Below are 23,401 nucleotides of genomic sequence, written 5' to 3' on the forward strand. Positions count from 1 at the left end.
CGGCAAAAGGGGTGGAAGCGATGCAGATGAACGACAGTCAGCGGATCCCGGCCTCGAAGACCACGGTGTGGGCCGCGCTCAACGATCCCGATATTCTCAGGCGCTGCATTCCCGGCTGCCAATCGCTCGAGATGGCATCGCCGACGGAGATGACGGCGACCGTGGTGCTGAAGGTCGGTCCGGTGAAGGCGACGTTCAGCGGCAAGGTGACGCTGACCGATATCGATGCGCCCAACGGCTACCGCATCGTCGGCGAAGGCGCCGGCGGCGTCGCGGGCTTTGCCAAGGGCGGTGCGAAGGTCAGGCTGGAAGAAGAATCGCCCGACGTCACCATCCTGCACTACGAGGCCGACGCGCAGATCGGCGGCAAGCTCGCGCAGCTCGGCTCGCGGCTGATCGACTCGACGTCGCGAAAACTCGCCGCGAACTTCTTCGAAAGCTTTGCGGCGGTGGTAGCGCCATCATCGTGACCGATGCACGCGGTGCCGTCTCATCTCAGTCGTCGTCCCGGACAAGCGTAAGCGCATATCCGGGACCCATAACCACAGGCCGACGTGGTTACGGGGACTCGGAGTTATCAGCCTCCGCCAAACCAAATTCTGTGGTTATGGGTCCCGGATCAGCGCTCACTTCGTTCGCTTGTCCGGGACGACGACCGAGTGCGAGGCGATATCGTCGTCCTCACACCGCTTGGTGCGTTTTGCACTGCAGATCAAGGCAAAGACGCGAGGCAGGACAACGAGATGAGCGGCGAAAGCCGCCAATGTTCTGCACTACTACCTTCCGCCTATACTAAGCGCGAAAAGGCGATGCTGTAATTTCCAGCGATGGCTCGCAGGAAAACTGCACATCACGAGCGCAGCGCGCTCAGGCGCCCAACGAGGCGTGCCCAACAACACCGCGGAGGGAATACATGACCTTTGGAACGAAGGGCTTCTTGGCCGGCATCTCCATGATTGCGATGCTGGCCGCCGTTACACCGGACGTTCGCGCCAACGACTCCCTGCTCAAGGCGCAATCCGACCAGAACCAGTGGGCCGTTGCCGGCCACGACTACGGCAACACGCGCTTCAGCCCGCTCAAGCAGATCAACACCGAGAATGCCGGCAAGCTGACGCTTGCTTATTCCTTCTCGCTGGCGTCGCTGCGTTCGAACGAATCCTCACCGATCGTCGTCGGCAACACGCTCTACGTCTCGAGCTCGTGGGGTCCGAAATACGTCTATGCGCTCGATGCGGCCACCGGCGCGCGCAAATGGACCTGGGAGCCCGACATTCCCGAGGACGTGCTGCAATACGCCTGCTGCGACGTGAACAGCCGCGGTGTCTCCTATGCCGACGGCAAGATCTTCGTCGGCCGCCTCGACGGCAAGCTGACGGCGCTCGATGCCGCGACCGGCAAGGCGCTGTGGACGGCGAAGGTGGTCGACTACAAGCAGGGCTCGGTCATCACCTCGCCGCCGCTCGTCGTGCGCGACAAGGTCATCACCGGTTTCGGCGGCGGCGAATACGGCGTGCGCGGCTCGCTCCAGGCCTTCGACATCAACACCGGCAAGCAGGTGTGGCAGACCTTCACCGTTCCTTCGCCGGACGAGCCCGGTGGCGACTCCTGGAAGGGCGATTCCGCCCAGCATGGCGGCGGCGCGGCATGGCTGGTCGGCTCCTACGATCCCAAGAGCGACACGGTCTATTGGGGCACTAGCAATCCCGGCCCGTGGAACACTGCGGTGCGTTCGACCGGCGACGGCAATTTCGGCAAGCTGACCAACCTCTACACCGCCTCGACGCTCGCGCTCGATCCCAACACCGGCAAGATCAAGTGGCATATCCAGACCACGCCGGCCGACGCCTGGGACTATGACGGCGTCAACGAAGCCGTGCTCGCGGATCTGAAGATCGGCGGCAGCACCGTTCCGACGCTGATGAAGGCGGATCGGAACGGCTACTTCTTCGTCGCCAACCGTGAGACCGGCAAGGTGCTTTCGGCGGAGAAATACGTGTTCTCCAACTGGGCCAAGAAGTGGGACGTCGCCACCATGCGCGCGGTCGAGGATCCCGACAAGCGTCCCGGGCCGAACCATCCGGCCAAGGACATCTGCCCGAACCTGATCGGAGGCAAGAACTGGCAGCCGATGTCGTTCAACCCGCAGACCGGCCTCGTCTACATCCCGTCCAACAATGTCTGCATGGACTGGTCGGTCAGTGATGTCGCCTACAAGCGCGGCGTGTTCTATCTTGGCGCCGAATTCCCGACCAAGGAAGGCCCCGGCGGCTTCCTCGGCGAGCTCGTGGCCTGGGATCCGGTCGCGCAGAAGAAGGTCTGGTCGATCAAGGAAGACCTGCCGTTCAACGGCGGCACGCTGACCACCGGCGGTGGCCTGGTGTTTGCAGGCAACATCCATGGCGACTTCCGCGCCATCGATGCGAAGTCCGGCAAGGTGCTGTGGAGCAAGAATCTCGGCTCCGGCATCGGCGCAGGTCCGGTGACCTATCAGGTCGATGGCAAGCAATATGTCGCCATCGTCGTCGGCCGCACGGCTGCGCTGCCTGCGTTCCTGGGCGAGGTAGGAAAGAAGATGACGGCCGCAGCTCCCGAGGGCGGTTCGCTCTTCGTGTTCTCCGTCCAGTGACCACTCGCGCGCGTATCCTCGAGGTGACGGATACGCGCGCGCTTTTTTCCAGACATTAGCTGCGGCATCGGCCGATGCCTGGTGCCGCCGCGCCTGGCTCAACAAGCTCCGGCCCAACAACGCTACGGGAGACGAGGATGCGTGCCAATCATTCTGACATCGGCGTGAGCCGCCATCGCGCCATCGCCGGCCTGCTCGCATGTGCCGCCGCGTTCATCGTTCCGGCCGCGCCGCTGCACGCCGACGAGCCGTTCCGTCTCTGCGCCGATCCGACCAACCTTCCATTCTCGAGCGATAGTGGATCGCAACCGGGCTTCTATGTCGAGATCGGGCAGGCCCTGGCGCAGGCGCTCGGCCGGCCGATCGCCTATGACTGGTACAAATCCTATTTCGGCAAGCGCACCGTGCGCGTCACGCTGCTCGGCAAGCAATGCGACGCCATGATCGGGCTGCCGCGGTCTGAGGATTTCATGGGACCGGCGGTGATCTTCTCCAGCACCGTCGCGAAGGAGGGCTATGCTCTCGTGGCCGCCAAGGGAGAGGCACTCGGCGGCATCGAGGCCCTCAGGGGCAAGCGGGTGGCCGTGCAGTTCGCCAGCACGCCGCAAAACCTGCTCGCGAGCCGCGACGACATCCAGAAGGTGACGGTGCTGTCGCCCGAGGAAGGCATGCAGGCGCTCGACCAGGGCAGGGCCGACGTCGCCTTCATCTGGGGGCCGGTCGCCGGCTGGCTGAACAAGACCAGCTACAATGACCGCTATCAGATCGAGCTCACCGAGGGCGAAGGCCTGTCATGGGACGCCGCCATTGGCTTTGCGAAGACCTCGACCGAGCTGCGTGATCGCGTCGATGCCGTGTTGCCGCAGCTTCGGAACACGATCGGCGAGCTCGCGGTGAAATACGGTTTGCCGACCGGCGAGCCGGTTCGCTTCGGCGCGGTGCCGGCGGGAACGACGACGGGGACGGGAACCGGAGCCGGCGTGGTGCAGATCGCCAATGTGGTGGCGACCGAGACCAAGGGCGACGCGGCCGCGCCGGGCGCTGAGGCCGCCGGCGCGGGCAAGGAGATCTTCAACGGAACCTGTGCGCACTGCCACGGTCCCGACGCGATCCAGAGCGAGCGGAAGATCGATTTGCGGCTGCTGCGTCACCGCTACGGCGACGAGATGCGCGAGAAATACTGGACGACCGTACATGAGGGACGGCCGGCCAAAGGGATGCCGGCCTGGAAGGAGGTCTTCACCGACGACCAGTTCGACAGCATCTTTTCCTTCCTGCTGACGGTCCAGTCCGAATCGAACGACTGAACGGTCTTGACCGAACCCGATCGGGAGGATGTGCTGCCGCCCATCCGGCACCATCCCGGCGCCGGACGGGCCCCGCATGGTTCTGCCTCTTCCGCTACGGCGGCGGATGCCTGTACGATGCACTATTCGGCGGTGCAGTCCTGTGAAGGCGCCATGACCAGCTTCCTGATCATCGACGATCATCCGCTGTTTCGCGAGGCGCTCGGCAATGCGGTGCGGCTGGCCTTGCCGGAGGCGCGGATCTTCGAGGCGATGTCGATCGAGGATGCCCTTCATATCCTGACGGCCGAGCAGGGCGAGGGCATCGACCTCGCGCTGCTCGACCTCTTGCTGCCGGATACGACCGGCTTCTCCGGCTTTCTGCGTTTGCGCGAGGCTTATCCGCGCCTGCCTGTCGCCATCGTGTCGAGCGAGGAGGACCAGCGCGTCGTCCGCGAGGCCCTGGAGCTGGGGGCCGCCGGTTACCTGCCGAAGTCGATGTCGAAGCGCGAGCTGGCGCAATCGATCGAGGGTGTGCTGAATGGATCGGTGTCGGTGCCGAAGGATTTCGTGGCGGCGCCGCAGCGGCGGCGGGCCGAGGCCAGCAAGGCGCTCGAGGTCAAGCTGCGCGAGCTCACGCCGCAGCAGCTTCGCGTGCTCGATCTGCTGCGGCGCGGCTATCCGAACCGGCAGATCGCCCAGGAGCTTCAGCTCGCCGAATCCACCGTGAAGGCCCACATCACCGAGATTCTGCGCAAGCTCGGCCTGTTCAGCCGCAACAAGGCGATCATCGAGATCGGCAAGATGGACTTGCCCGATCCCAAGGCCCGGCCCTATGCGCGGGCCGACCGTGGACGGCCGCAATGACGCGCGGTGACGTGCTTGACGTCGTACTTGACCTGGATCAAGCCGGTCTGACCCGGCTGGGACATTCTCGTGTCGATTTCGAAGGCAATAATCAGGGAATGGCTCATCCGTGACGCGATTTCTGATTGTCGAAGACCATCCGCTGTTTCGCGAGGCTCTCGAGGGCGCGCTCCAGATGGTGGCGCCGGCGGCCGAGATACTCCAGGCGACGTCGATCGACGGCGCGCTCGAGCAGGTGGCTGCGACCACCGGGCTCGACCTCATCCTGCTCGATCTGTCGATGCCGGGCACCACAGGTCTTTCGGGCATCATCCGCATCCGCAAGGCATTTCCCAGGATTCCCGTCGTCATCGTATCCGGGCATCAGGATCCGCAGATCATGTCCGGCGCCTTGTCGCTCGGCGTCTCCGGCTACATCCTCAAATCATCGTCCAAGCAGGATCTGGCGCAGTCGATCGGCGAGGTGCTGCGCGGCTCGGTCTGTGTTCCCGCCGCCTATCGCGGGCTTGTCCGCCCGCAGCGCGCCTCCGGCCCCGCGCAGGATCTCATCAGGCGCCTGCACGATCTGACGCCGCAGCAACTGCGCGTGCTCGAAATGCTCAAGCGCGGCCTGCAGAACAAGCAGATCGCCTATGAGCTGAAAATCTCCGAGACCACCGTGAAGGTCCACGTCTCCGACATCCTGCGCAAGCTCAACGTGCTGAGCCGCACCAAGGCCATCGTCGAAATGTCCCGGCTCGATTTCGCGACGCTCGCGGCCGAGGGGGCCGGTCCGAAGCGGGAGCGTTCGCAGGCCGATCCGCCCTCGGGCTAGCCAGGCGTCAGTCATCGGAACGAGGCGCGAACCTCATCGACGGTTCCCTCCGGATTTTGGAGGTGAGGGTAGTGTCCAATGCCGCGGAGAAGCGCGAATTCCGCGCGGACCCTTTCAGCGAGTTCTGCTCCCATCTCCTTCTTGATGTAGAGATCTTTCTCACCCCAAACCACCTTCAGCGGAGTTTTGAGCCGAGCGAGTTGCGATTCGAAGTGGTCTTGGTCTCGCGTGAAGTGCGAGTAGTAGTGGGAGAAAGCGTCTACGGTCGTCATGGCGCCATGGCTCCATCCGTGGGACATGTCGTCCCTGAATTCCTGTGAAACTTCGAACTGCGCTTCCTTGGGCAAGCCTCTTGTGAAGACGTTTTCCAGGATCTCGTCGCGATTCCTGTTCATGTTAGCGCGGACCTGCTCCATGGCAGGCCCCGCCTTCAGATTTTGCAGATTCTCGGACATGAACTGCGGCCTGTTGAACGGGGCGAAGTCGCCAACGATGATGGCCCTTGCGATATCAGGTTTTTCCACCGCCAGCAGGAGTGCCGGCAGGGCTCCGATGTCCGTTGCGTAGATCGTGAGCCTGGATGCGTCGATGTCTGCTTTTGCGATGTACTGGTCCAGAACATGCGCGTAGTCCTTCGGCGCGTAGGAGAACCTGTCGACCGCGGGCCTCGATGAAACACCGTAGCCCGGCCAATCGAAGGCATGGACTTCGTAGTCATCGGCGAGGGCCGCGCCGATATCCTTCCAGGCATACAGGGTCTCTGGAAAGCCGTGCAGAAAGAGAACGGTCCCCCTCGGTCTCGCGCTGCGCAGAACCATCCTTCTGAGCGTGATATCTTCGCTGATCTCGAAGAAACCGATCGGGTTGTCGTTGATCCGGTGTGACATGCTCAGTGGTCCTTTCATCCCGTTACGAGATCGGCGTGCAGATCGAGGTGATCTGGAGGCCAAGAAGGCCCGGCGGAGAAGAGTTCGGGCTGCTGCTACGCCTGATGCTCAAGTACGGCCTGCGGCGTGTTCCGAAAGCTGATGGCCATGCGATTGTAGGCGTTCATCAAGCCAATCGCGATCGTGAGATCCACGAGCTCTCGTTCGTCGAACACGACACGGGCGGCCTGATACGCTTCGTCCGGTACGTTGGTCTCCGCGACGCGTGTCACCGTTTCGGCCCATGCCAGGGCGGCGCGTTCGCGCTCATCGAAGAGGTTGCCGGCCTCCCTCCACGCCTGTACCAGCGCGAGCTTTTCGATCTTCACTCCCTTCTTGAGCAAGTCGCGCGTGTGCGAGTCGAGACAGTACGCGCAGTTGTTGATCTGCGAAATTCGTAGATAGACCAGGTCGACCAGCGCAGGGGAAAGGCTGCTCTGCATGACGTAGCCGTAGACGCCGCCCAGCGCTTTCACGCCTGCCGGTGCGATCTGATTGTAGTCGAGGCGCTTGCTCATTTTAGCTCCTTGATAAACGGAAGTGCTCAGGTCTTTTTCGTCGCTCGCCGCCGTCACTTCACCAATGCGAGCAGCGGCTTACCTTTTTCGACGATATAGGTGGCGAGTTCGCTGCCGGTGACGCTGCCGACGTTCCTTGCCGCATGAACCGTTCCGGCCGGAATGAACAGGACGTCGCCGGCCTTCAGCGTGATCGGCGGCTTGTCCTCGATCTGGTACTCGAGCGAACCCTCGAGGACATAGATGATCTCTTCGCCGGGATGCGTGTGCTTGCCGAAGGCCACCCCCGGGGCAAGGTCGACGCGTACCTGGACGGCTTCGCGTCCGGGGGCGGAGAGATCGTGCCGCTGCAGATCGGTGCGTGTCACGCCCGCCTGCTGAGCCTGCGCCGCGCTGGAAGCCAAAACGCTTCCGGCGACAAGCGCCGCGATCGCCAGGATTTTCTTCTTCACTCGATGCTCGGTCATTTCGTGCTCCCCTGGGCAGAATGTTCAGATCGATTTGCGCAGCGACCGGAAGCCTGTGCGGACCTCTTCCGCAAAAAGTTGCGGCTGTTCCCAGGCTGCAAAGTGTCCGCCTTGGTCGACCTTGTTGTAGTGAATGAGTTTGTGATAGGCGCGCTCGGTCCAGCTGCGCGGAGCCTGGTAGATTTCGCCTGGAAAGACGCTCACGGCAGCGGGAATCGAGATGTCGACCGCGTTCAGTGCGCTCATTCCCTTGTTTTCCCAATAGAAGCGGGCCGCCGAGATCGCGGTGTTCGTCAGCCAGTAGAGTGTGATGTCGTCGAGGACGTCGTCGCGCGTGACGTCGCCTGCGGAGTGCCCATTGATGGTGCGCCCGAGCACGGCCGAAGTGATCGCCGCCGCTGGCTGCGCATCACCGTCACCGTGGTCGAGAATCCAAGCGGCGAGGCCAACCGGCGAATCCGCCAAGCCGTAGAGCGTCTGCGGCCGCGTCGCCATCATTGCGGCGTAGGCAAAATGCTTGGCGCGAAAATCCTTCACCTGGTCGAAGGCGCGTTGCTCGTCGGCTGAGAGACCGGATGGTGTCTCACCGCTCTGCAACGCCTTGGTGATCTCCGGCGGAATCGTGCCGGGAAAGTTGGTGTGGATGCCCAGCAATTCCGGTGGCGCCTGTTCGGCCATCGCATTGGAAATGAGAGCACCGATGTCCCCGCCTTGCGCGACAAAGCGGGTGTAGCCAAGGCGCTTCATCAGCTCGACCCAGGCGCGCGCGACGCGAGGGGGTCCCCAGCCGCTGATGGTCGGTTTGCCCGAAAACCCGTAGCCGGGAACGGACGGGATCACGATATGGAAAGCGTCCGATGCACTCGCGCCGTGCGCCGTGGGATTGGTGAGGGGATCGATGATCTTCAACTGCTCGATGATCGAACCGGGCCATCCATGCGTGATGATGAGCGGCAAGGCATTTTCATGTTTCGAACGAACGTGAAGGAAATGAATGTCCAGCCCATCGATCTCGGTAATGAACTGGGGCAGGACGTTCAACTTTGCCTCGATCTTCCGCCAGTCGTAGTCCGCAGCCCAGTAGCGCGCGAGGTCCCGGAGGATCGCAAGCTGTACGCCCTGCGTTTCGTCGGCGACGGTTTCCTGTTCAGGCCACCTCGTCGCGTTGATGCGGCTGCGCAGATCGATCAACGCCTCTTCCGGAACATTGATCTGGAAAGGCCGGATTTCGCCGCTTGTGGCCGCCGTCGCCGGGTGCGTGGAAAGAACACTTGCGGCCGCCGCCGCGGCAATCCCCATCGCGGCGGTAAGCATGAGCTGGCGCCGGTCCGGGTTGATGATTTCCGAAACTGATTGCGCACGCATGGGGACTCTCCCTCGCTCGTTCAATTGGGTGACGTTGCAGCTGCGGCTCAGGCCGGTAGCGGCTGGCCGGCCTGCTCCCGGGCGATGTAGTCGGCGTACCAGTCCGGCCAGTTCGCATCGTACTGACCGCCGTTCCGTTTCTCGTGCTCACCGTGTGCCGCGGCCGCACGTCGGAGCGCGCTCGCGAGCTCGGGCGGGGAGGTGAATGTCGTGCCTGCTGCCTCTATGCGTCCCGGTAATCGCGTGGTGATCTCCTGGAACAGCCAGCCGTTGCCGTCGGGATCGTTGAACGAAACGTACGAGCGATAGCTGGTGCGCGCGGGATCCAGACCAGCAATCCGACGGCGCCCGAACAGATAAGGCTCGTCGGGTCCGGTGTGCACGTCGCCTTCAGCGTGGAAGACCTCGCTGACCTCGACACCGCGACCGCGCAGATCGTTTCGCGCGGCTTCAATGTCGGAGACGATCAGGTACAGGCCCTGGGCGGAGCCGGGTGCCGCCGCGGTCACGTTCTTCCCGAAGATGACCGAGGAGGGAGAGCCGGGCGGTGTGAACTGGATGACGCGGTAGTCGTCAGGCCCCGCGAAATCGGCATCGAGCCTCCATCCGAGGTTCGCATAGAACTTCTTGGCGCGATCGACGTCGGAAACAGGGATAACGACGACCTCGAGCTTCATGTCGATCGTTGGTGGTCGGGTGGTCTTGTTTGCATTCTGGGCAGGCATGGCTTTCTCCTAAATTAAATCGTATCCGATATATTCGCGTACGCCGTATAAAATGCCGCAGGGCCTCAATGTCAACCCTTCCGATTTAATCGGACGCGATATATATGCGTGCGGAACTTCACATGTCCGTGTCGGAAAAGGGCGCCCCGATGAGCCTGAAGAACGGTCCCAGGGCCGATTCCAGAGACGATTCAATGACCAATCAGGAGCCGAAACCGGCCGCGGGCGATCGGCGCCTCGATGATTTCCTGTGCTTCGCGATCTATTCGGCCAACCTCGCCTACGGACGAGCCTACAAGCCGGGCCTCGATGAACTCGGCCTGACCTACCCGCAGTGGATCGCGATCGTGGCGCTTTGGGAGCAGGACGACCAAACCGTGAGCGAACTCGGCGACAAGATGTTCCTGGAATCCAACACCCTGACGCCGATCCTCAAAAAGCTCGAGGCGATGGGCTATTTGCGCCGCCAGCGCGATCCCGCCGACGAGCGGCAGGTGCGCGTCAGTCTCACCGACGCCGGCCGACGCCTCCGCGAGAAAGGCATGCACATGAATCTCGTGAAGTCGAGCGGACTCAAGCCGGATGAGTTCGCACGGCTGCAGAAAAGCGTCGTCAGGCTTCGCGACAATTTGATCAAGGCCATGGAGGAGGAGTGACAGGCCCTGCCTACTGTGCATGGGGTTGTTTTCGACCTTTTATTTGGGAGCCCTAAGCGGCCGCTCCGCCGCAGGCGGGGCAAGGCGAAGACGATCCGCGCCGGCTAGCTCAGCAGGAACGACAGCAGCGCCCGCATCTCGGCGGGCTTGATCGGCTTCTTCAGCACTTCGAGGCCGTAGAGGCTCGCCTCCTTCGCCGCCTTTTCGGAATAGTCGGCGGTGATGATCATGGCGGGGGTGTCGAGCTTCAACTGCTCCCGGACGGCGGCGATGGCCGACAGGCCACTCTCGCCGTGATCGAGATGGAGGTCGGCAATCACGGCATCGGGCGCGCCGCCGAGCTCGCTGAGGCGCAACAGCGCGTCCGCGCCCGATCGCGTGGGTGCGACGTCGCAGCCCCATCCCTCCAGCAGCGCGGCCATCGCCTCCGAGCCGTTCGGATCGTTCTCGATCAGCAGGATCTTGGCGCCTTCGAGCCCGCTATAATTGTAGTGCCGTTCGGCGAGCTTGACCTCATGCACCTCGTCGCCGACGTCAGTGAGGTCGGCCGGCTCCAGCTCCAGGGTGAAGGTCGATCCCCTGCCAAGCTGCGACGACAGCCGCACCTCGTGCCCGAGCACGGTTGCGAAGCGGCGCACGATGGAGAGGCCGAGCCCGAAGCCGGCCTGGTCGGTCGCAATCGCCTCGCCGCGCTGGAATTCGCGGAAGATCGCCTCCTGCTGCGCCTGCGCAATTCCAGGTCCGGTGTCGGAGACCTGGACGCAGATCTGGTCGCCCCGCGGCCGGCATCCCATGACGACGCCGCCGCTGCGGGTATAGCGAATGGCATTGGCCAGCAGGTTCTGCAGGATCCGTCGCAGCATCATCGCATCCGACATCACCGCCAGCTGTGAGGTGCGGATACGCAAGGACAGGCCTTGCCGCGCGGCGACCGGCTCGAACTCGTTGCGGAGCTGCTCGAACAAGGGCGCCAGCGCGATCGCGCGCACGTCGGGCTTGAGCGCGCCGGCGTCGAGCTTCGCGATCTCCAGCAGCGACCGCAGCAGGTCCTCCAGCATCACCAGCGAGCGGTTGGCCTGATCGATCAGCAGGCCTGCCTCCTGCGATTCCATCATCTCGGTCAGCGCGGACAGGGTCAGGCGCGCCGCGTTGAGCGGCTGCAACAGATCGTGGGTGACCGAGATCAGCACCGAGGATTTCAGCGAGCTTGCCGCCTCCGCCTGCTGCTTGGCGCGGTAGAGACCCTCATTGGCGCGCTCGACCGAATGCAGCGCCTCGCGCAGCTGGTGCGTCCGGTCGCGAACCTTGTGGTCGAGCGCAATGGCGGTTTCGAATAATGAAAAGGCGTTGAGCTGCTGGTCCATCGAGCGCTCGACGCGCGACATCAGGGCGGCATTGATCTTCTTCAGCTTGGCAGCCTCCCGCCGCAGCTGGTCGACCGCATCGGGGTCCTGCCACATGTCCGTCACGACGGCCGCCTTCCGATCGCGACGCCCGTGAAGGTCTGGTTCACATGCATGGAGCCGAACTGCTCGCCGTAGGTGTGAAAGCCGACCACCCGATTCTGCCGGTACAATTCGGACATGTCGCGGGTGAGCTGATGCTGCTCGGCGTCGAGTCGGCGGAGCAGGCACTCGAAGCCGATATAAAGCGAGACCTCTCCGATCTGGTCGCGGATTTCGGCAAACGTCTCGCGGGTCGCGCCGACCAGGCTTCGCGACGTCGCCGCCGTCAGCACCATGCCCTCATCGATGGCGCAGAAGAAATGCAGGGAGCCGTCAGGTTCGACGCGCTGGATCGAGCGCGCGTAATAGGAGCCGCCGACGCGCACCAGGACCGGATGCGAGGCAAAGGAGAACGGATCGAGCTTGGCGTCCATGATGCCGACCACACGCGAATATTCCAGCGCGGCGGGCTCTGCGTTCAGCTCCCTGACCATTCGATTTTCGATGTCGGCCTCGGTCACGACCATCTTCTGCGCCCGCGGCTCGAAATTGTCGCACTTGAAGACGCGGAACGGCAACGACGTGTTCAACAGGATCAGCAGGGCGGCATTGGTGTGCGCCTTGCCGTCGACGAATACCCAGGTCTTCTCGAAGCGCATCCCGTCGCCCGCGGACCCGCCGACGACCGGAATGTCGTCCAGCGATGCATAAATCGCGGACATCACCGCTTCTTCGCGGCGGCACAGGCCGTCGATCAGGACCAGGCCGAAGGGACTGCCGCGGTCGACCTGCGGCGTGGCCCGCAACAGCTCGTGCCGCAGCTCGCCGCCGATCCTGCGGCCGTCCTCGACGCGGAAACTGTCGAGGTTGAAGATGGGCCGCACCGCCGCGGAGAAGTCGGCACGGCTGAACGCCAGCGCCACGACGCTGTTCTCGTCCCAGCCATCAGGGGCAAGCTCGCCCGCGGTCGTGCAACCGCAGACCTGGGTCTCATCGAATTGCCGGGTGATCTCGGCGATGAAGTGATGGGGGTCGTAGCGAGGGGAGAGGAAGACCAGGATCAGTTCGAGGTCGTCGGAGGGGAGCTGGGCTGCCAGTTCGGCCACGGCTTCATCGACGCTCGCAGCCTTCGACTTGGCCACGGCAACGCCAGACGCACCGCCAAACCGAAAATCGGTCTGCCCCACTCCGTTTCTCCCCTCGAGGACCAGCTCGGTCTAACGCCAAGTGCCTGATAAGTATTCGAGAGTAAGGCGTTTTCCGGATAGCCGCAACACGGCGCCCGACCCTCGCAAGGATGCAGACCGGACGGATTTACCACCCCTTGACGATTCTGCCTTAATTTTCCGCACGGTTCGGAAAGGGCTGCTTCCGGGCCGCAAGTCGTTGCAAGAACATAAGCTGGGGGTTGGGAATGTCCGGGCGTATCGCGTCGCCGTCGAAGCGTACACTATTTCCGACCCTTAGGTTCCGCGCCAAGATCATCCTGGGCTTTGCCGCAGTGCTGGCGATCTCGGCCGGCAGCATGGCATTTGCCTATTTCGGCTTCGAGCGGGTGTCATCCGGGGTCGGATCCTACCGCACCAGCGTGTCCGAAGCCGACCTCGCCCGCAACATCGACCGCGAGCTGCTCGCCTACCGTTCGGCCGTCAAATATTTCGTCGTCACCGGCAAGGAAGACGATGCCAAGGAGGCGTCGGACGCCGAGGCCAGCCTGAAGAACGCCATCGACCAGGCCATCAAGGGCGCCAAGAAGCCGGCGCGGCAGGAGGGCCTTAACAAGCTCGCCAAGGAGTTTTCCAATTTCTCCGCAACCTTCGCAAAAGTGCTGCAGGCCAAGCGCGACAGCGCGCTGCTGGTGCAGAACCAGCTCACCCGCAACGCCAACCTGCTGAAGTACAAGCTCGACGACATCGGCAACAACGCCTCCGACGCCGAAGCGCAGGCGATCGAGTTCGGCACCAAGCAGGTCAACGCCCAGTTCCAGACCGCGAGCGCCGCGGCGACCAACTTCGTGCTGACGTCCGACCAGGCGATCGCCACCAGCGCGCTGGCGCGGCTGAAATTCGTCGAGAACTCGCTCGGCGCGGTCTATTCCATGGACGACAAGATCGTCGCCGGGCTGAAGGACGCCAAGGGCCTGCTCGCCGCCTATCGCGAAGCGCTGGAGAAGCTGATCGCCAACGCCAAGCTGGTCGACGATCTCGTGACCGAGATGAGCGGCTCGGCCGGTGCGATCCTGCAAGGTGCGACCGCCATGATGGCGGACCTCGTCGCCGAGCAGCAGCGGCTGGATACCGAGTCGGAAGCGACCATCGGAAAGACCGAGCAACTGGTGCTGATGCTGGCTGTCGGTGGCACGCTGTTAGGAGCGGTCCTCGCCTTCCTGCTCGGCACCGGCATCTCGCGTCCGATGATCGCGATGTGCAAGGCGATGCGCGAGCTCGCCTCGGGCAATTTCGACGTCGTGCTGCCGGGTTTGGGCCGCAAGGACGAGATCGGCGAGATGGCCGGCGCGGTCGAGGAGTTCAAGGTTCAGGCCGTCGCCAAGGCCGAGCGCGACGCCGCCGCCAGCGAGGTCCAGAACCGGGAGCAGGCCGCAAGCCGCCGCGCCGAGCTGATCCGCTTTGCCGACGATTTCGAGAGCGCGGTCGGCGCCATCGTCTCCAATGTCTCGGCCTCGGCCGTGCAGCTGGAATCGGCGGCCTCGACGCTGACCCGCACCGCCGAGACCACGCAGAGCCTGTCGAGCCAGGTCGCCGGCGTCTCCGAGCAGGCTTCCTCCAACATGCAGTCGGTCGCGACCGCGACGGAAGAATTGTCGGCCTCGGTCGAGGAGATCGGCCGCCAGGTGCGCGATTCCAACCGTATCGCCGAAGCCGCCGTGGTGCAGGCGAAGGAGACCGACGGCCGTATCGGCAAGCTCTCGCATGCCGCCCAGCAGATCGGCGAGGTGGTCAAGCTGATCACGGCGATCGCCGAGCAGACCAATTTGCTGGCGCTCAACGCCACCATCGAGGCGGCGCGCGCCGGCGATGCCGGCCGCGGCTTTGCGGTGGTTGCCAGCGAAGTGAAATCGCTGGCGAGCCAGACGGCCAAGGCCACCGACGAGATCTCCTCGCACATCGCGGGCATGCAGGGCGCCACGGCGGAATCGGTCGCAGCGATCAAGGAGATCGGCGCCACCATCGGCCAGATCTCGTCGATCTCGACCTCGATCGCGAGCGCTGTCGAGCAGCAGGGCGCGGCGACCCAGGAGATCGCCCGCAGCGTCCAGACCGTCGCCCAGGGCACCCAGACCGCAGCCACCGACATCGGCGAGGTCAACCGCGGCGCCGCCGAGACCGGCACTGCGTCGGAAGAGGTGCTGAACTCGGCCAAGACGCTGTCCAGCGAAAGCACCCGCCTCCGCGCAGAGCTCGACCGCTTCATGGGGAATATCAGGGCGGCGTGAGGCGGCCCGCTGTCGCGTCCACACCGCTGTCGTCCCGGACAAGCGCGCTCCAAGCGCGCGCCGATCCGGGACCCATACTCCCAGGGAGAAGTTGCGGCGCAAGCTGGCAACTCCGGGTCTTCGCCAAACCCAGTCCTGTGGCTATGGGTCCCGGATCGGCGCGCCGCTCCCGACAACGCTGCGCGTTGTCGGGAGCTACGCTTGTCCGGGACGACAGCGGAGGATTTGGGTGCCGGTCTTCAATTTGTAACGACACCAGAAAGCCCACCTTAATATTCCCCGCGACACCTAACCGCCAGTTGCGGCGCCGCAAATTTACCGCCGCTTATCCTTTGCCAACTACCGTGCATACGAGTCGGGGAGCGGGCTGCTCCCGGGCTGCGCCTGGTTTTCCGCGAATGGAATGGGGTGGGGGAATGCCCGTCAAATCGAAGCCGAATACATCGAAGCTGCTCACCTTGCGTTTTCGCGCAAAAATCATCCTCGGCTTCGTGGCGGTGCTGGCCATCCTCGCCGTCAGCATGGCTTTCGCCTATTTCGGCTTTGAGCGGATCCAGGCTGCCGTGGCCTCCTACCGGACCAGCGTATCCGAAGCGGACCTCGCCCGGACCGTGGACCGCGAGCTGATCTCCTATCAGGGGCTGGCGCGGGCCTATACGCTGACCGGCGCGAACGATGACGAGGCTGCAGCCAAGGCGGCGGAAGAGAATCTGAAGGGTGCTATCGCCAAGTCCATGGCGGCCACGACCGGCGCTGCGCGCCGCGAGCAGGTCGGCAAGCTCGAGGCCGAGTTCCAGCGCTTCACCAAGGTGTTCGGCGAGATCATCGCCCTGACGCGCGAGAACAACAAGATCGCGGCCGACGAGCTCAACAGCGTCGGCAACAAGATCCGCTTCAAGTTCGACGACCTCGCCGATACCGCGGCGCTCGCCGGCCTCGCCTCGGTCCAGACCACGGCCAAGGACGTCACCTCGCAATATCTCGCGGTCTCCACCTCGGTCAGCGCCTTCGTCGCAAAACCCGAGCCGAAGACCGCCGACGGCGTGATCGCCCGCATCAAGTTTCTGGAGACCCTGCTGGTCTCGATCTATGCCAACGACCAGAAGATCACCGACCGCGTCACCGAGATCGGCAATCTTCTGAAGCAGTACCGCACCTCGTTCTCGAAGCTGACCGAGAACGTGAAGGTCATCGTCAAGTCGAACAGCGAGATGACCAAGACCGCCGCGTCCATCCTCAAGCTTTCGGGCGAGCTGCGTTCGGACCTCACCGCCGACCAGCAGCGCATCGAGGCCAGTGCCAATGCCACGATCGGGGAAACCGAGCGGCTGATGCTGATGCTGGCGCTTGGCGGCCTTGCCATCGGCACTGTGCTGGCTCTGATGCTCGGCAACGGCATCTCGCGTCCGATGATCGCGATGTGCAAGGCTATGCGCGAGCTCGCCTCGGGTAATTTCGACGTCGTGCTGCCGGGTTTGGGCCGCAAGGACGAGATCGGCGAGATGGCCGGCGCGGTCGAGGAGTTCAAGGTTCAGGCTGTCGCCAAGGCCGAGCGCGACGCTGCCGCCAGCGAAGTCCAGAACCGGGAGCAGGCCGCCAGCCGCCGCGCCGAGCTGATCCGCTTTGCCGACGATTTCGAGAGCGCGGTCGGCGCCATCGTCTCCAATGTCTCGGCCTCGGCCGTGCAGCTGGAATCGGCGGCCTCGACACTGACCCGTACTGCCGAGACCACGCAGAGCCTGTCGAGCCAGGTCGCCGGCGTCTCCGAGCAGGCTTCCTCCAACATGCAGTCGGTCGCGACCGCGACAGAAGAATTGTCAGCCTCGGTCGAGGAGATCGGCCGCCAGGTCCGCGATTCCAACCGTATCGCCGAAGCCGCCGTGGTGCAGGCCAGGGAGACCGACGGCCGTATCGGCAAGCTCTCGCATGCCGCCCAGCAGATCGGCGAGGTGGTCAAGCTGATCACGGCGATCGCCGAGCAGACCAATTTGCTGGCGCTCAACGCCACCATCGAGGCGGCACGCGCCGGCGACGCCGGCCGCGGCTTTGCGGTGGTCGCCAGCGAAGTAAAGTCGCTGGCGAGCCAGACCGCCAAGGCCACCGACGAGATCTCCTCTCACATCGCGGGCATGCAGGGCGCCACGGCGGAATCGGTCGCAGCGATCAAGGAGATCGGCGCCACCATCGGCCAGATCTCGTCGATCTCGACCTCGATCGCGAGCGCCGTCGAGCAGCAGGGCGCGGCGACCCAGGAGATCGCCCGCAGTGTCCAGACCGTCGCGCAGGGCACCCAGACCGCAGCCACCGATATCGGCGAGGTCAACCGTGGCGCGGCCGAGACCGGCACTGCGTCGGAAGAGGTGCTGAACTCAGCCAAGACGCTGTCCAGCGAAAGCACCCGCCTCCGCGCCGAGCTCGACCGCTTCATGGGGAATATCCGCGCGGCGTAAGCGCGCTCCCTCCATCGTCGTCCTGGCGAAAGCCAGGACCGATTACCCCAACGAGCAATTGGACGAAGACTGACACCTCCGAGTCTTCGCCAAACCACTCCCTGTGGTTATGGGTCCTGGATCAGCGCTCGCTTGTCCAGGACGACGACTGATGTCTTCGGACGTCGCCGCATACTCCGCTGTCGTCCCGGACAAGCGCGCCTCAAGCGCGCACCGATCCGGGACCCATAACCACCGAATGGCTTTGTTGCACGAGTCGGTAGCTCCGCGTCTTCGCAAAGTATGGGTCCCGGATCTACGCTCCGCTCTAGACAACGCTGCGCGTTGTCGGGAGCTACGCTTGTCCGGGACGACAGCGGAGTTAGAAGGCTCGGTCCGAAGTCTCACTCCCTCCCGAACGCCCGCTTCAGCTCCACCTTCGCGCGCTCAAGCCGCGTGCGCTGGGTCTTCGGCAGCGTCTTGCCGGCGCGGTTGATGTAGAAGGTCAGCATCGAAAGCGCCGAGCGGTAGGCGCCGGTCTTGCGGCGTGAGCTGTGCTCGGCCGATCGCTTCAGCGAGGCCGCGATCTTCCTCGGGCTGGTCAGCTTGAACACCCCGCGTTTCAGGTCGAGGGCGTCGCTTTCCTTCGTCACGCGCTGTGACCAGCGCTTCGGTGTCGCGCGTTTGGTGCTCTTGCGCACGCTGGTCTTCCTGCGCGCCGCCGTCTTGCGCGAATGTGTCGTCTTTCTGGCATGAGCCATGCGTCAACTCCTTGCGGCTCCATCGCAAACGGACGGCAAGTAGGACTGTTCCTGCGGGAACCTGACACCGCTGCAGACGTTGTCGCAGGTGGCAGGCGACATGCCGCATCCCGATGATCGGATCGCCCCGTCCACGTCACGTGAACCGGGGCTGCTTCCTTTGGTCAGATCCAACAACCCGATGGAATTGCAGCAAACCCCAGCGCTGAATTATGGACCTGCCGTTCCTGCGGCGGTCGCTGCCGGCGGCATCGTCGAGACCAGCATTCCCTCGCGTCTCGATGCGCTGCCGTGGCGCGGCTTTCACACCCGCGTCGTGCTGGCGCTCGGCATCACCTGGATCCTGGATGGGCTCGAGGTCACGCTTGCCGGCGCACTCTCCGGTGCGCTGAAGCAGAGTCCTTCGCTGCACTTCTCCAATCTCGATCTCGGCATCGCCAATTCCGCCTATCTCGCCGGCGCCGTGCTCGGTGCGCTCGGTTTCGGCTGGCTCACCGACCGCATTGGCCGCAAGAAGCTGTTCTTCATCACGCTCGCGCTCTATCTCTCGGCGACCGCCGCGACTGCATTGTCCTGGGACATCGCGAGCTACGCGCTGTTTCGCTTCCTCACCGGCGCCGGCATCGGCGGCGAATACACCGCGATCAATTCGACCATTCAGGAGCTGGTGCCGGCGCGCTATCGCGGCTGGACCGATCTCATCATCAACGGCAGCTTCTGGATCGGCGCTGCGATGGGGGCGGTGGCGGCCATCGTGCTGCTCGATCCTGCCGTGACCGGGCCCGATCTCGGCTGGCGACTCGCCTATCTCATCGGCGCCTCCATCGGTCTCGTCGTGCTCTTGATGCGGATGTGGATTCCGGAAAGCCCGCGCTGGCTGATGATCCACGGGCGGCCAGAGCAGGCCCATGCCATTGTTGACGACATCGAGCGTTCGGTGATCGGGCATGACCAGGATGCGAGCGGCGGGCGCTTCATAAAGATCCGGCTGAAGATGCGCGATCACACGCCGATCCGCGAGGTCGTGCATACGCTGTTTTCCGCCTATCGCCAGCGCGCGCTGGTCGGCCTCGTGCTGATGAGCGCGCAGGCGTTCTTCTACAACGCCATCTTCTTCACCTTCGCGCTGGTGCTGACCGATTTCTACGGGATCAGCGCCGATCATGTCGGCTGGTACCTGCTTCCCTTTGCCGCCGGCAATTTCCTCGGCCCGCTGCTGCTCGGCCGCCTGTTCGACACGCTCGGACGACGTACCATGATCATGTTTACCTATGGCGTCTCAGGGCTGCTGCTGGCGTTCTCGGGCTACCTGTTCACGATCGGCGCGCTCAGTGCGCAAGGACAGACCATCGCCTGGATGGTGATCTTCTTCTTTGCCTCGCCCGCCGCGAGCGCGGCTTATCTCACCGTCAGCGAGAATTTTCCGCTCGAAGTGCGCGCACTGGCGATTGCGGTGTTCTACGCGGTCGGCACCGGCATCGGCGGCGTGATCGGCCCTGCGCTGTTCGGCGCGCTGATCGACACGGGATCGCGCACCAGCGTATTCGCCGGCTATCTGCTGGGGGCATTCCTGATGATCGCGGCTGCGATCGTGGCGTGGCGCTATGCCGTCTCCGCGGAACGAAAATCGCTCGAACAAATAGCAAAGCCGCTCGCCTTTATGGAGTAGACTGATGAAATCGGAACTTGCGGAAATGGCATTGGACCAGAAGCGCACCATGCTCGACGACGATGCGCCCGAATCGGTGCCGGTGCCGCATGCGCTCGTCCCGCATCTCGACGAGACCGCGATCCTGCTCGACATCGACGGCACGCTGCTCGACCTGATGCCGACCCCGCGCGAGGTGTGGGTGCCGCCCGGCCTGTCGGAGACGCTCAACCGGCTGACAGAGCGCACCTCCGGAGCGTTGGCGCTGGTCAGCGGCCGCTCGCTCAACGACATCGACCTGATCTTCGCACCCGATGTCTTCCGCGCCGTCGCAGGCCACGGCGCGGAGATGCGGCTGTCGGTGGACAATGAAGCGGACGACGTGCACGCGCCGCCGCTGGACAAGGAGCTGAAGCGGCGGCTCGCCGCGATCGCAAAGCTTTCGCCCGGCATTCTGCTCGAGGACAAGGGCTATTCGCTGGCGCTGCATTACCGCCTCGCGCCGCATGCGGAGAAGGCGATCTACGAATCCGTTTCGCTGATCCGCGCCGACCTGCCCAGCGCGCCCATTGAAGTGCTGCCGGGCAAGTTCGTCTGCGAGATCAAGCATTCGGGATTCACCAAGGCGAGCGGCGTGCACGAATTGATGAAGCATGAACCGTTTAGGGGACGCCGTCCGCTGTTCATCGGCGACGACGTCACGGATGAGACGGTGTTCGCGATCATGCCCGACATGGACGGGCTCGCTTTCTCTGTCGGCCGCCGCGCCATGGGCGTGAACGGTCACTTCGATGCGCCGGCCGATGTGCGCATGTTTCTCGCGCGCCTGCTCGATCCGAGGTGAAACGAAGGCAGCGCCACGTCGCAGACACAATGCCGTCGGCACGGCACCCTTGCGCGGCACAATGCATGCTGCGCAACACAACGCAAATGCTGTCTTTGCAGTGAAATTTCCCGGTTCCGTAGGCGAAACCCGTTCCAACGCGGATGCCCGATTTTGGTTTCAATCCGAAGAAATCATGACAGGAACCATATTGATGAACGGCAGTTAAACGGGGTGGAATGAACAGGAGGGGACGACCTGTGAACTTAGTCGTCGTTTCAAATCGCGTCGCCCGCAGCAAGCCCAATGAGCCCATGACGGGCGGGCTGGCTGCGGCATTGCTGCCCGTTGTCGAGCATTCAGGGGCCATCTGGGTGGGGTCGTCAGGCCGCGTGCGTGACGGCCATCAGAAGGAACCGTTTGCCGAGATCGAAGCGCTGGGTTCGGGCGCGATCGCAACGCTGGATCTGCCGGCGGCGCATTACGGCGGCTATTACGAAGGTTTTGCCAATTCGGCGTTGTGGCCGGCGCTGCATTCGCGCAGCGATCTGATTCGCGTCTCGCGCGAGGATTACGTCAGCTATCGCGAGGTCAACGCCTTCATGGCGCGCGCCTTGATGCGTTTCCGCAAAGCCCGGACCGCGTTCTGGGTGCAGGATTACCATTTCCTGGCGCTCGGCGCGGAGCTGCGCGATCTCGGCGTCGACGATCCGATCGGCTTCTTCCTGCACACGCCCTGGCCGGTGGCCGCGGTGATGCAGGGCGTGCCCAATCATCGTGAGCTGATCACGGCGATGCTGGCTTACGACCTGCTCGGCTTTCAGACCGAGGAGGACCGGCAGAATTTTCTCGGTTATGTCGGCGGCGAGCTTGGTCTCGCCATCGACGACGGTATCGTGATCTCGCAGCATGGTCGCACGCGCTGCGAGGTTTTCCCCATCGGTATCGATGCTGAAAAATTCGCAGCCTACGCCGCCAAGTCGGCATCGCATCCCGACGTGTCGCGACTGCGTCGCAGCCTCAATGGCGAGCGGCTCGCGATCGGCGTCGACCGGCTCGACTATTCCAAGGGCCTCGTCAACCGCATCAGCGCGTTCGACCGGCTCTGGACCGAGCAGCCGCAGTTTTCACGCAGCATCTCGCTGCTTCAGATCGCCAATCCCTCGCGCGGCGCGATCGAGGCCTATGGCAATCTCCAGAACGAGGTCGCGCGCCTCGTCACCGACGTCAACGGCCGCCACGGCGAGGTCGACTGGACGCCGATCCGCTATTTGAACAAGGGCTTCAGCCAGACCGTCCTAGCGGGCCTCTATCGTACCGCGCAGGTCGGCGTGGTGACGCCGCTGCATGACGGCATGAACTTGGTTGCCAAGGAATATGTCGCCGCCCAAAACGCGGCCGATCCCGGCGTACTGGTGCTGTCGAAATTTGCGGGTGCCGCCAACGAGCTCGACGCCGCGCTGCTGGTCAATCCGCACGACATCGACGGCATGGCGCGCGCGATCGCGATCGCGGCCTCGATGCCGCTCACCGAGCGCAAGATGCGCTGGGACGCGATGATGAAGAAGCTGCGCGGCCACACCATTCAGCAATGGTCCACCGATTTCGTCGCGGAGCTGGAGAAGAGCCGCACCCAGAAGGCCGCCGTCGCCCCGCTCGCAGCCCAGCCGCCGCAAGCGCTGCGCTGGCTGAAGTCGGCGATATCAGGCGTGCGGTTGATTTAGCGTGAACGTTCTTTCCCTCTCCCCTTGCGGGAGAGGGGTCGCGAGTTCTCCTCTCGTTTGAATGAGTGGTGAGAACCCCTCATCCGGCGCTTCGCGCCACCTTCTCCCGCAAGGGGAGAAGGGAAGAGGACCTCAATAACAATACGATACGCCTTCCAGAATCGCGCATTGCCGCTTGTTCGGCGCGTTGGGATCGTCCAGCGGCACCACGCCCTTGCCCTGGCCGACGAAGACGCCGGGCCCGACATGCACAGAGCTCTTGTTGCCGATGATGACGCTCTGATGCGGCGTCGAGCTCGAGCGCGTCCCGTCCGGCCAGAGGATGGCATCGCCCGACAGCACCCCGCGCCGTCCGTCGTCGCAGCTGACATCCACGCCTTGCCGGGTGCAGACCTGTGCCAGCGCCGGCACGGCAAAGGCGGAGCTGAGGGCCGAAATCAGGCTCAGTGCGGCGATGGTCTTGCGGATGGTCATGGCGTCCCCGGTGTGTTTCGCGGTCTCAAGTGAATCGTCGCGCCAAACCCGCCTCCGGTTCAGCCCGCGAGGGGTTCTAAAGCGCCCGCTGGCGCCTGATATTATTGCGTAAATACAATATCTTACGGAAAATTCACCCGATTTCCTCGCGATCCCTTGCAAAATCACCGGCGCCCCTTCAAGAGAGGGCGCTCCGGAGAGATGGCCGAGTGGCTTAAGGCGCACGCTTGGAAAGCGTGTGTGCGGGAAACCGTACCGTGGGTTCGAATCCCACTCTCTCCGCCATCAGCCTCATTGTCCGGCCCGGAGACATGGGTAACGAAACGTACCTAAGAGATGGGTGACAACCTCGTGCCGATCGGGTTGTCGCGGGGTTTCAAAGTCGTCTGC

At 63.8% G+C, this 23,401-nt stretch carries 20 protein-coding genes and 1 tRNA gene; 12 read left to right on the plus strand and 9 right to left on the minus strand.

Features of this window, described 5'->3' with window-relative positions; all coding sequences use genetic code 11:
• Nucleotides 1-20 precede the first annotated feature (20 nt).
• The 5 genes from GGD63_RS34545 to GGD63_RS34565 all read left to right on the plus strand — a co-directional run bounded on the left by GGD63_RS34545 (nt 21) and on the right by GGD63_RS34565 (nt 5,596).
• Nucleotides 21-470 carry a carbon monoxide dehydrogenase subunit G gene (locus GGD63_RS34545; protein WP_183248935.1) on the plus strand — a complete coding sequence of 150 codons (450 nt, stop codon included), beginning with the start codon at nt 21-23 and terminating at the stop codon, nt 468-470.
• A 443-nt stretch (nt 471-913) separates the two neighbouring features.
• A complete protein-coding gene (locus GGD63_RS34550) occupies nt 914-2,629 on the plus strand; it encodes a PQQ-dependent methanol/ethanol family dehydrogenase (RefSeq protein WP_246785773.1) in 1,716 nt (571 codons plus the stop codon).
• A 137-nt stretch (nt 2,630-2,766) separates the two neighbouring features.
• Nucleotides 2,767-3,936, plus strand: a complete 1,170-nt coding sequence (locus GGD63_RS34555) for a c-type cytochrome (RefSeq protein ID WP_183248937.1) — start codon at nt 2,767-2,769, stop codon at nt 3,934-3,936.
• Nucleotides 3,937-4,089: 153 nt separating this feature from the next.
• Entirely contained in the window at nt 4,090-4,782 is a 693-nt protein-coding gene (locus tag GGD63_RS34560; RefSeq protein ID WP_183248975.1) for a response regulator transcription factor, read from the plus strand.
• Between the two features lie 109 nt (nt 4,783-4,891).
• Nucleotides 4,892-5,596, plus strand: coding sequence for a response regulator transcription factor (locus GGD63_RS34565; RefSeq protein ID WP_183248939.1), 705 nt, complete (start codon nt 4,892-4,894; stop codon nt 5,594-5,596).
• A gap of 11 nt (nt 5,597-5,607) precedes the next feature.
• Here the strand turns inward: GGD63_RS34565 and GGD63_RS34570 are convergent, their stop codons facing one another.
• The 5 genes from GGD63_RS34570 to GGD63_RS34590 all read right to left on the minus strand — a co-directional run bounded on the left by GGD63_RS34570 (nt 5,608) and on the right by GGD63_RS34590 (nt 9,597).
• A complete protein-coding gene (locus GGD63_RS34570) occupies nt 5,608-6,483 on the minus strand; it encodes an alpha/beta fold hydrolase (RefSeq protein ID WP_183248941.1) in 876 nt (291 codons plus the stop codon).
• Nucleotides 6,484-6,578: 95 nt separating this feature from the next.
• Nucleotides 6,579-7,040, minus strand: coding sequence for a carboxymuconolactone decarboxylase family protein (locus GGD63_RS34575; protein WP_183248942.1), 462 nt, complete (start codon nt 7,038-7,040; stop codon nt 6,579-6,581).
• Between the two features lie 53 nt (nt 7,041-7,093).
• Nucleotides 7,094-7,507, minus strand: coding sequence for a cupin domain-containing protein (locus GGD63_RS34580; RefSeq protein WP_183248944.1), 414 nt, complete (start codon nt 7,505-7,507; stop codon nt 7,094-7,096).
• Between the two features lie 24 nt (nt 7,508-7,531).
• Nucleotides 7,532-8,872 carry an epoxide hydrolase family protein gene (locus GGD63_RS34585; RefSeq protein WP_183248946.1) on the minus strand — a complete coding sequence of 447 codons (1,341 nt, stop codon included), beginning with the start codon at nt 8,870-8,872 and terminating at the stop codon, nt 7,532-7,534.
• 47 nt (nt 8,873-8,919) lie between these two features.
• Nucleotides 8,920-9,597, minus strand: coding sequence for a VOC family protein (locus GGD63_RS34590; protein WP_183248948.1), 678 nt, complete (start codon nt 9,595-9,597; stop codon nt 8,920-8,922).
• Nucleotides 9,598-9,791: 194 nt separating this feature from the next.
• On the opposite strand from GGD63_RS34590, the gene GGD63_RS34595 reads away from it, so the two are divergent.
• Nucleotides 9,792-10,253, plus strand: coding sequence for a MarR family winged helix-turn-helix transcriptional regulator (locus tag GGD63_RS34595; RefSeq protein WP_246583960.1), 462 nt, complete (start codon nt 9,792-9,794; stop codon nt 10,251-10,253).
• Nucleotides 10,254-10,357: 104 nt separating this feature from the next.
• On the opposite strand, the gene GGD63_RS34600 is transcribed toward GGD63_RS34595, so the two are convergent.
• Both GGD63_RS34600 and GGD63_RS34605 read right to left on the minus strand, forming a co-directional pair.
• Nucleotides 10,358-11,713 (minus strand): hybrid sensor histidine kinase/response regulator, encoded by a 1,356-nt coding sequence (locus GGD63_RS34600; RefSeq protein ID WP_183248976.1) that lies wholly within the window; start codon nt 11,711-11,713, stop codon nt 10,358-10,360.
• A gap of 5 nt (nt 11,714-11,718) precedes the next feature.
• Entirely contained in the window at nt 11,719-12,885 is a 1,167-nt protein-coding gene (locus GGD63_RS34605) for an FIST N-terminal domain-containing protein (protein WP_183248952.1), read from the minus strand.
• 227 nt (nt 12,886-13,112) lie between these two features.
• On the opposite strand from GGD63_RS34605, the gene GGD63_RS34610 reads away from it, so the two are divergent.
• Nucleotides 13,113-15,152, plus strand: coding sequence for a methyl-accepting chemotaxis protein (locus tag GGD63_RS34610; protein WP_183248953.1), 2,040 nt, complete (start codon nt 13,113-13,115; stop codon nt 15,150-15,152).
• A gap of 416 nt (nt 15,153-15,568) precedes the next feature.
• Nucleotides 15,569-17,602, plus strand: a complete 2,034-nt coding sequence (locus GGD63_RS34615) for a methyl-accepting chemotaxis protein (RefSeq protein WP_183248955.1) — start codon at nt 15,569-15,571, stop codon at nt 17,600-17,602.
• Between the two features lie 383 nt (nt 17,603-17,985).
• On the opposite strand, the gene GGD63_RS34620 is transcribed toward GGD63_RS34615, so the two are convergent.
• Nucleotides 17,986-18,342, minus strand: coding sequence for a DUF3175 domain-containing protein (locus tag GGD63_RS34620; RefSeq protein WP_183248958.1), 357 nt, complete (start codon nt 18,340-18,342; stop codon nt 17,986-17,988).
• A 181-nt stretch (nt 18,343-18,523) separates the two neighbouring features.
• Between GGD63_RS34620 and GGD63_RS34625 the strand changes: the two genes are divergently transcribed.
• The 3 genes from GGD63_RS34625 to GGD63_RS34635 all read left to right on the plus strand — a co-directional run bounded on the left by GGD63_RS34625 (nt 18,524) and on the right by GGD63_RS34635 (nt 22,537).
• Nucleotides 18,524-20,011 carry an MFS transporter gene (locus GGD63_RS34625; RefSeq protein ID WP_183248959.1) on the plus strand — a complete coding sequence of 496 codons (1,488 nt, stop codon included), beginning with the start codon at nt 18,524-18,526 and terminating at the stop codon, nt 20,009-20,011.
• Nucleotides 20,012-20,015: 4 nt separating this feature from the next.
• The gene (gene otsB / locus GGD63_RS34630) at nt 20,016-20,834 is read left to right on the plus strand and encodes a trehalose-phosphatase (protein ID WP_183248961.1); all 819 of its coding nucleotides are present in this window, start codon (nt 20,016-20,018) and stop codon (nt 20,832-20,834) included.
• A gap of 239 nt (nt 20,835-21,073) precedes the next feature.
• A complete protein-coding gene (locus GGD63_RS34635; RefSeq protein WP_183248963.1) occupies nt 21,074-22,537 on the plus strand; it encodes a trehalose-6-phosphate synthase in 1,464 nt (487 codons plus the stop codon).
• 132 nt (nt 22,538-22,669) lie between these two features.
• Here the strand turns inward: GGD63_RS34635 and GGD63_RS34640 are convergent, their stop codons facing one another.
• Nucleotides 22,670-23,011 (minus strand): hypothetical protein, encoded by a 342-nt coding sequence (locus GGD63_RS34640; RefSeq protein ID WP_183248965.1) that lies wholly within the window; start codon nt 23,009-23,011, stop codon nt 22,670-22,672.
• A gap of 195 nt (nt 23,012-23,206) precedes the next feature.
• On the opposite strand from GGD63_RS34640, the gene GGD63_RS34645 reads away from it, so the two are divergent.
• A tRNA-Ser gene (locus GGD63_RS34645) sits at nt 23,207-23,296 on the plus strand.
• Nucleotides 23,297-23,401 lie beyond the last annotated feature (105 nt).

This window comes from Bradyrhizobium sp. cir1, from assembly GCF_014198245.1.
Classification (GTDB): Bacteria; Pseudomonadota; Alphaproteobacteria; order Rhizobiales; family Xanthobacteraceae; genus Bradyrhizobium.

Bases quoted from the DNA above. Each gene is read 5' to 3' on its own strand.
- GGD63_RS34615 (WP_183248955.1), top strand. From the start codon at position 15,569: ATGCCCGTCAAATCGAAGCCGAATACATCGAAGCTGCTCACCTTGCGT.
- GGD63_RS34625 (WP_183248959.1), top strand. From the start codon at position 18,524: ATGGAATTGCAGCAAACCCCAGCGCTGAATTATGGACCTGCCGTTCCT.
- GGD63_RS34560 (WP_183248975.1), top strand. From the start codon at position 4,090: ATGACCAGCTTCCTGATCATCGACGATCATCCGCTGTTTCGCGAGGCG.
- GGD63_RS34590 (WP_183248948.1), bottom strand. From the start codon at position 9,597: ATGCCTGCCCAGAATGCAAACAAGACCACCCGACCACCAACGATCGAC.
- GGD63_RS34610 (WP_183248953.1), top strand. From the start codon at position 13,113: ATGTCCGGGCGTATCGCGTCGCCGTCGAAGCGTACACTATTTCCGACC.
- GGD63_RS34580 (WP_183248944.1), bottom strand. From the start codon at position 7,507: ATGACCGAGCATCGAGTGAAGAAGAAAATCCTGGCGATCGCGGCGCTT.
- GGD63_RS34575 (WP_183248942.1), bottom strand. From the start codon at position 7,040: ATGAGCAAGCGCCTCGACTACAATCAGATCGCACCGGCAGGCGTGAAA.
- GGD63_RS34550 (WP_246785773.1), top strand. From the start codon at position 914: ATGACCTTTGGAACGAAGGGCTTCTTGGCCGGCATCTCCATGATTGCG.
- GGD63_RS34585 (WP_183248946.1), bottom strand. From the start codon at position 8,872: ATGCGTGCGCAATCAGTTTCGGAAATCATCAACCCGGACCGGCGCCAG.
- GGD63_RS34595 (WP_246583960.1), top strand. From the start codon at position 9,792: ATGACCAATCAGGAGCCGAAACCGGCCGCGGGCGATCGGCGCCTCGAT.
- GGD63_RS34620 (WP_183248958.1), bottom strand. From the start codon at position 18,342: ATGGCTCATGCCAGAAAGACGACACATTCGCGCAAGACGGCGGCGCGC.
- GGD63_RS34640 (WP_183248965.1), bottom strand. From the start codon at position 23,011: ATGACCATCCGCAAGACCATCGCCGCACTGAGCCTGATTTCGGCCCTC.
- GGD63_RS34555 (WP_183248937.1), top strand. From the start codon at position 2,767: ATGCGTGCCAATCATTCTGACATCGGCGTGAGCCGCCATCGCGCCATC.
- GGD63_RS34570 (WP_183248941.1), bottom strand. From the start codon at position 6,483: ATGTCACACCGGATCAACGACAACCCGATCGGTTTCTTCGAGATCAGC.
- GGD63_RS34600 (WP_183248976.1), bottom strand. From the start codon at position 11,713: ATGTGGCAGGACCCCGATGCGGTCGACCAGCTGCGGCGGGAGGCTGCC.
- GGD63_RS34545 (WP_183248935.1), top strand. From the start codon at position 21: ATGCAGATGAACGACAGTCAGCGGATCCCGGCCTCGAAGACCACGGTG.
- otsB (WP_183248961.1), top strand. From the start codon at position 20,016: ATGAAATCGGAACTTGCGGAAATGGCATTGGACCAGAAGCGCACCATG.